At 65.9% G+C, this 6,413-nt stretch carries 8 protein-coding genes; 1 reads left to right on the top strand and 7 read right to left on the bottom strand.

The window, feature by feature from the left end:
- From glyS to JOY90_RS17705, 7 genes are all read right to left on the bottom strand, one after another.
- Positions 1-1,176 (bottom strand): glycine--tRNA ligase subunit beta (gene glyS, locus JOY90_RS17735; protein ID WP_291692416.1); only part of this gene is annotated, 1,176 nt, incomplete at its 3' end.
- Between the two features lie 6 nt (positions 1,177-1,182).
- Entirely contained in the window at positions 1,183-1,611 is a 429-nt protein-coding gene (locus JOY90_RS17730; RefSeq protein WP_291692415.1) for an endonuclease domain-containing protein, read from the bottom strand.
- 236 nt (positions 1,612-1,847) lie between these two features.
- Complete coding sequence (locus JOY90_RS17725; RefSeq protein WP_291692414.1) at positions 1,848-2,780, bottom strand: glycine--tRNA ligase subunit alpha; 933 nt, start codon at positions 2,778-2,780, stop codon at positions 1,848-1,850.
- 120 nt (positions 2,781-2,900) lie between these two features.
- Entirely contained in the window at positions 2,901-3,092 is a 192-nt protein-coding gene (locus JOY90_RS17720; protein ID WP_291692413.1) for a hypothetical protein, read from the bottom strand.
- Positions 3,093-3,198: 106 nt separating this feature from the next.
- Positions 3,199-4,110 carry a S49 family peptidase gene (locus tag JOY90_RS17715; protein WP_291692412.1) on the bottom strand — a complete coding sequence of 304 codons (912 nt, stop codon included), beginning with the start codon at positions 4,108-4,110 and terminating at the stop codon, positions 3,199-3,201.
- Positions 4,111-4,331: 221 nt separating this feature from the next.
- Positions 4,332-5,135 (bottom strand): methyltransferase, encoded by an 804-nt coding sequence (locus tag JOY90_RS17710; RefSeq protein WP_291692417.1) that lies wholly within the window; start codon positions 5,133-5,135, stop codon positions 4,332-4,334.
- Positions 5,113-5,340, bottom strand: coding sequence for a DUF2007 domain-containing protein (locus tag JOY90_RS17705; RefSeq protein ID WP_291692411.1), 228 nt, complete (start codon positions 5,338-5,340; stop codon positions 5,113-5,115). Before JOY90_RS17705 ends, JOY90_RS17710 begins: the two co-directional genes overlap by 23 nt.
- A gap of 112 nt (positions 5,341-5,452) precedes the next feature.
- Here JOY90_RS17705 and JOY90_RS17700 point away from each other — a divergent pair.
- Positions 5,453-6,413: polyprenyl synthetase family protein (locus JOY90_RS17700; protein WP_291692410.1), on the top strand; the 961-nt coding region annotated here is incomplete at its 3' end.

Here is a 6,413-nt window from a genome sequence, read left to right as displayed (position 1 = left end):
CGCGCGCTTCGTCTTCTCGACATCGGCGCCGACCAGCGGCGCGATCTCGGCGGCGAAGCGCTCGATGCGCTTGATGCGTTCGCCCTGCGTGCCCAGCTTCTCGTGAAACACGATCTGGTCGAATTTCGGCAGCCGGTCTTCCAGCTTGGTCTTCAGGTCGGTCTCGTAGAAGAACTTCGCGTCCGACAGCCGCGCGCGGATCACGCGCTCGTTGCCGGCTGTTATCACCTTGCCGCCGTCGCTCGCCTCGTTATTGGCAGTCAGCACGAAGCGGTTGGTCAGCTTCCCCGTCTTGGGATCGCGGACGACGAAACATTTCTGGTTGTTGCGGATGGTGGCGCGGATCACCTCGTCGGGGATGGAAAGGAAATCCGCATCGAACGATCCCGTCAGCACCACCGGCCATTCGACGAGGCCCGCGACCTCGTCGAGCAGCGCGGCGTCCTCGACCAGCTCGAATCCTTGCGCGAAGGCGAGCTGTTTTGCATCGGTCAGGATCGTATCCTTGCGGCGCTCCGGATCGAGCACGACCTTGGCGTCCAGCAGCTTCGTCTCGTAGTCCTCGAAGCGGCGCACCTGAATGGCGCCCGGCGCCATGAATCGATGGCCGAACGTGGTCTGGCCGGCCTCGATGCCGTCGACGGAGAAATTCACCACATCGGGCTGCTCGGTCTCGAGCCCGAAGGTCGCGGTGATCGCATGCAGCGGCCGCACCCAGGTGAGCGAGCCTGCTTTCGCCGAGTGCGCGCCCCAGCGCATCGACTTCGGCCACGGGAAAGTGCGCACGATCACCGGCAGCATGTCGGAGAGCACGTCGAGCGTGGCGCGGCCGGGCTTCTCGATCAGTGCGATGTAGAAATCGCCCTTCTTGTCCTTCTGGATCTTTGCCTCCTCAATCGAGGCGAGACCGGTGGCCTTGAGGAATCCCTGGATCGCGGCGTCGGGCCCGCCGACGCGCGGGCCTCGGCGCTCCTCCTTGAGGTCGGCTTGGCGCGGGGGAATGCCGTGCACGGTCAGCGCCAGCCGCCGCGGCGTCGCGAACGCCTTCGCGCCTTCGTAGACCAGGCCTTCAGCGACGAGCTTGTCGGTCACCATGCGGCGCAGATCATCCGCCGCCTTCGCCTGCATGCGCGCGGGAATTTCCTCGGAGAACAGTTCAAGCAGAAGATCGGGCATGACTCATCACTCCCCGCGCAAAGGACCACCCTCCTTTGGAGGGGGAGGGTCGCCGGCCGCGGGCACGCGGGGTGGGGTGACTTCGATCATCTCGTAAATGGCCTCCAGTACGGCCTCGGTCCTGCTCATCACATCGTTATTCCAGAATCGCACCACGCGATAACCTTCCGTCTCCAGCCAACGCGTGTGAGCTTCGTCGCGACTGCGGTTGACATCATCTCCATGCTGCGACCCATCGACCTCAATGATCAGGTGTTTCCTCAAGCCGGCAAAGTCCGCCATGTAAGGGCCGATCGGAACCTGCCTTCTAAAATGACTTCCCTGCACTTCGAGCCTTTTGAGATGACGCCATAGCACGTCTTCTGCCGTCGTCGTATTCGCTCTCAGCCTCTTGGCGGTCTTGCGCTTGAAGTCGCTTATTGTCCTCTTCACCATCAGCAGCTCACCCCACCCCGCTCGCCTCTTTCTTCACCCTCCCCTGGAGGGGGAGGGTCGGCACGCAATCGAGCGAAGCGAGATGCGTGACGGGGTGGGGTGATCTCTCAGCTCGAACACTGTTCGAGTGGATGGACCTTCACCCCACCCCGCTCGCTTCGCGAGCGACCCTCCCCCTCCAGGGGAGGGTGAAGCACCGAGTTCGTCGCTTCGTCCCTCGGCCACCAACCGTTACGTCAACCCGCCCTTCCCGCTTCCGTGTGCACCCAGGCCTCGCCGCAGGCTTTCGCCAGCTCGCGGACGCGCAGGATGTAGCTCTGGCGCTCGGTCACCGAGATCACGCCGCGGGCGTCGAGCAGGTTGAACACGTGGCTCGCCTTGATGCACTGGTCGTAGGCCGGCAGCGCCATCAGGTGCTCTTTGCGGTTGCCCTCGCGCCAGCCGGCCGCGAGATATTTGCGGCAGGCCTCCTCTGCCATCCTGAATTGCTCGAACAGCATCGCGGTGTCGGCATATTCAAAATTGTGCCGCGAATATTCCTGCTCGGCCTGCAGGAAGACGTCGCCATAGCTGACCTTGGCCTCGCCTTCGCGGCCGTTGAAGTTGAGGTCGTAGACGCGGTCGACGCCCTGCACATACATCGCAAGCCGCTCCAGCCCATAGGTGAGCTCGCCCGCCACCGGCGCGCATTCGACGCCGGCAACCTGCTGGAAATAGGTGAACTGCGAGACCTCCATGCCGTCGCACCAGCATTCCCACCCAAGCCCCCAGGCGCCCAGCGTCGGGCTCTCCCAGTCGTCCTCGACGAAGCGGATGTCGTGCAGCGCGGAGTCGATGCCGATCGCGGCGAGCGACTTCAGGTACAGCTCCTGCAGGTTCGGCGGCGACGGCTTCATGATCACCTGGAACTGGTAGTAGTGCTGCATGCGATTGGGGTTCTCGCCGTAGCGGCCGTCCTTCGGCCGCCGCGACGGCTGCACATAGGCCGCCTTCCACGGTTTTGGCCCGAGCGCGCGCAAGGTCGTGGCGGGATGAAACGTGCCGGCGCCCATCTCCATGTCATAGGGCTGCAGGATCACGCAGCCCTGCTCGGCCCAGAAGCGCTGGAGTGCAAGGATGAAACCCTGGAACGAACGTTCCGGGCGCATGTGATCGGGCAGGGAATTCATCTGTCGGGACCGGTCTCGCAAAGCAGCGCAAAAACGCGCGGGACCGTATCGGCGCAGAGGAGGGGAATCAAGGCAATGGCGGCGCCTGACGCCGCCACGATCAGCGAAAATCGAACGTTTTCAGTCCGGGCGATAGGCGCCGGTGATCGGGTCACGCCGCAGCGTCGGTATCTCGCCGGCGCGCGCGGCCTCCGCAACCCGCTCGACACGAGCGTCCTCGAGCTCCTGATTGACCCGCAGCGCAGTTTTGTAGGCCCAGCGGATCACCGCCAGCCCACCCAGGACGCCCGCAAATGCAATGAACGGCGGCATCGGTCGATTCCTGCTCTCGATAACCTCACGCCCCGACTCGCATTTTCCCCCAACCGGGCGCCGTTCGCAATTGACGTTTTAGGGACAAAACAGCGCGGATACCCCATCAAAACCCGAATCTCGCCCAGATCGCCCGCGTCTCCAGCGCCGAGATCAGTTCCTCCGGCAGGCCGGCGGCGGTCTCCGACGCGGACAGCGTGCCTCCACCGCCCGAGCGGCGGCCAAGCAGGCCGGCGAGCAGGCCGGACGATGGCGCAACCAGGGGGGTCACGACCTTTTCACCATAGCGGGCGCGCAGCGTCGAGCGCAGGTCGCCAATGGCATCGGCCAGCCCGAGCGCGACCGCGGTATCGCCCGCCCAGTATTCGCCGGTGAACAGCACGTCATCGGCGCCCTTCAGACGCGCGCCGCGGCTCCCTTTCACCAGGGTGATGAAGATGTCGTGGATCTGGCGCTGGATCGCTTTCAGCCGCGCGACGTCGTCGGGGTTCTCCGGCAGGAACGGATCGAGCATCGCCTTGTGCTCGCCGGCGGTATAGAGCCGGCGCTCGATCCCGACCTTGCGGATCAGCTCGGTGAGCCCGAACGAGCCGCCGACCACGCCGATCGAGCCCAGGATCGAGGATGGATCGCAGAAGATCTCGTCACCGGCGCAGGCCAGCATGTAGCCGCCTGAGGCCGCGACGTCCTCGACGAAGACCAGCACCGGCAGGCTCTTTTCCGCGGCGAGCTGGCGGATGCGCAGATAGATCTGGCGCGACTGCACCGGCGAGCCGCCGGGCGAATTGATCACCAGCGCCACCGCCTTGGCATGGCGGAAGGAGAACGCGCGCTCCAGCGTCCTGGCCACCGCGCTGAGCGTCATGCCGGGCCGCAGCGGCGTCACCGCGCCGATCACACCCGACAACCGCACCACCGGCACCACGACCACGCCGCGTCGCAGCCGCGCCGGAAGCCATTCCAGGCAGCGGTCGAGCAGCCCCGGCACTCCTTCGCGAACATTAAAACTTTCGGTCATGCAGCTACCTCGAATTAACCATTTTTTATCGCGCTACTGGCATTCCATTCGGTGGAACGTCGTCGGGCTTCCGGTCGTTTGCAACTGCAAGGTCGCAGCGGAGAACAACAATGAAAATCTATCTGCTGATGTTGCTGATCGGTACAATCCTGACCCTCATCCGGTTCGCGCCCGTCTCGAAGCAAGGGTCAAAATCGCTTCCCCAGTAGAGAGTTCCCGTCCTAGAGGGCGCGTTCGAACAGCAGCCCAGCCTCGCCAGCCCAAATCGCGGCCAGCCGCCGATCAAGCGTTCGTGACTCATCGTTGAGCGCGACACCTGCGAGCAGTTGCGTCGGCGCCTTGCCGCCCTTGATCGCGCGAACCAGGATGCGGATCGCGGGCTTGGTCTGGTCGCCATGGACCGGCAGGATCGCGAGGCTGCCGAAGCCGCGCGCCAGCGCGGCCAGCACCTCGGTGAGGCCGTCGGCGCGCCAGATCAGGGTCAGCGCGGCCCCCGATTTCAGGATGCGCCGGCTGGCCGCGATCCAGTCCTCCAGCGTCGCCGGTCCCGCCACATGCGCCGTTGCGCGCGCGGCATCCGGCGAGGCGCGATGCCGCGTGGCATCATTAAACGGCGGATTCATCAGGACCGCGTCGGCACTGTCCGGCGGCATGCCATGGGCGGCAAAGACGGAAGCGGCGGCGGCAACGTCGAGCGCCGCGACGTCGGCCGCGATTGCGTTGGCCGCCGCGTTCTCGCGCGCCAGCGCCGCGAGCGCGGGATCGATCTCGACCAGCGTGAGCTTGATCGCGCCGACGCGAGCCGCGAGCGCGAGCCCCGCGGCGCCGACGCCGGCGCCGAGCTCGACGACGCGGTCACCCGCGCGCGCCGCGGTGGCGGCCGCGAGCAGCATGGCGTCGTGGCCGGCGCGGTGCCCCGATCCGGGCTGGCGCAGACGCAATCGCCCGTCGAGAAAGGCATCCTCAGTGATCCCGGTCACCTCAGTGGTCCCGGTCGCGTGATCACTCATCGGGCCGCAATTCATGCGATAGGCCGGCATCGGTCAGAAGCTGGCGTGCGGCGCCGACGTCCTCGTCCGGCACCAGGATCCGCCGCGGCAGGATGCCAAGCGAGCCTTCGATCGTGCTCATGTTCTGGTCGAGCACCACGTGATGGATGTCGGCGCCGTCGAGCAGCGCGCCGACCGCCGAGACCAGGACGAGGTCGTTGGTCCGAACCAATTCCCGCAATTGCAGCTCTCCCGCTTGCGCGTGGCGCGGTGGCGCCAGCGGCCCATACCCTTGCCGCATCCCGCGGCAGTTCCTATTGTCGATCCGCAACATAGCAAAAGTGGAGACCGGCGTGGCGGTTATTGTACCTTTCGAGAGCCCCTCCGGTGCGTCGATCGACGCTCTGGTCGCCCTGGTCGCCGCCGACATGGAGCGCGTCAACGCCACCATCCTGTCGCGCACCGGCTCCGACGTGACGATGATTCCCGAGGTCGCCAACCACCTGATCTCCTCCGGCGGCAAGCGGCTGCGGCCGATGCTGACGCTCGCGATGGCGGGGCTCGCCGGCTATGGCGGCGACGGCCATGTCAAGCTCGCCGCGGCCGTCGAGTTCATGCACACGGCAACCCTCTTGCACGACGACGTGGTCGATGAAAGCGAGCTCAGGCGCGGCAAATTGTCGGCGCGGATGCTGTGGGGCAACGAGGCGAGCGTGCTGGTCGGCGATTTCCTGCTCGGCCAGGCGTTCCGGATGATGGTCGAGGTCGGCTCGCTGCGCGCGCTCGACATCCTGTCCTCGGCCGCCGCCGTGATCGCCGAGGGCGAGGTGATGCAGCTTGCGGCGGCGAAGAACACCGCCACCACCGAGGACGAATATCTCGCGGTGATCCGCGCCAAGACAGCGGAACTGTTCGCGGCCGCCTGCGAGGTCGGTCCCGCGATCGCCGAGCGGCCGAAGGCCGAGCAGGCCGCCTGCCGCTCGGTCGGCATGAATCTCGGCATCGCCTTCCAGCTCGTCGACGACGTGCTGGATTACGGCGGCAAGTCCGCCAAGCTCGGCAAGAACATCGGCGACGATTTCCGCGAGGGCAAGATCACGCTCCCCGTGGTGCTGGCGTTCCGCCGCGGCAATGATTCCGAGCGCGCGTTCTGGGTCAAGGCGCTGGAGCGCGGCCAGATCACCGACGGCGATCTCGACCACGCTATCCACCTGATGACCAAGCATCGCGCGCTGGAAGACACCGCAAGCCGCGCGCAGCATTATGGTGCGATCGCGGTCGATGCACTGGCGCTGTTCCCGGCCTCGCCAATGC

The organism is Bradyrhizobium sp. (assembly GCF_019242285.1).
In the GTDB taxonomy this organism is placed as follows: Bacteria; Pseudomonadota; Alphaproteobacteria; order Rhizobiales; family Xanthobacteraceae; genus Bradyrhizobium.
This window is presented reverse-complemented; position numbering and strand designations above follow the sequence as displayed.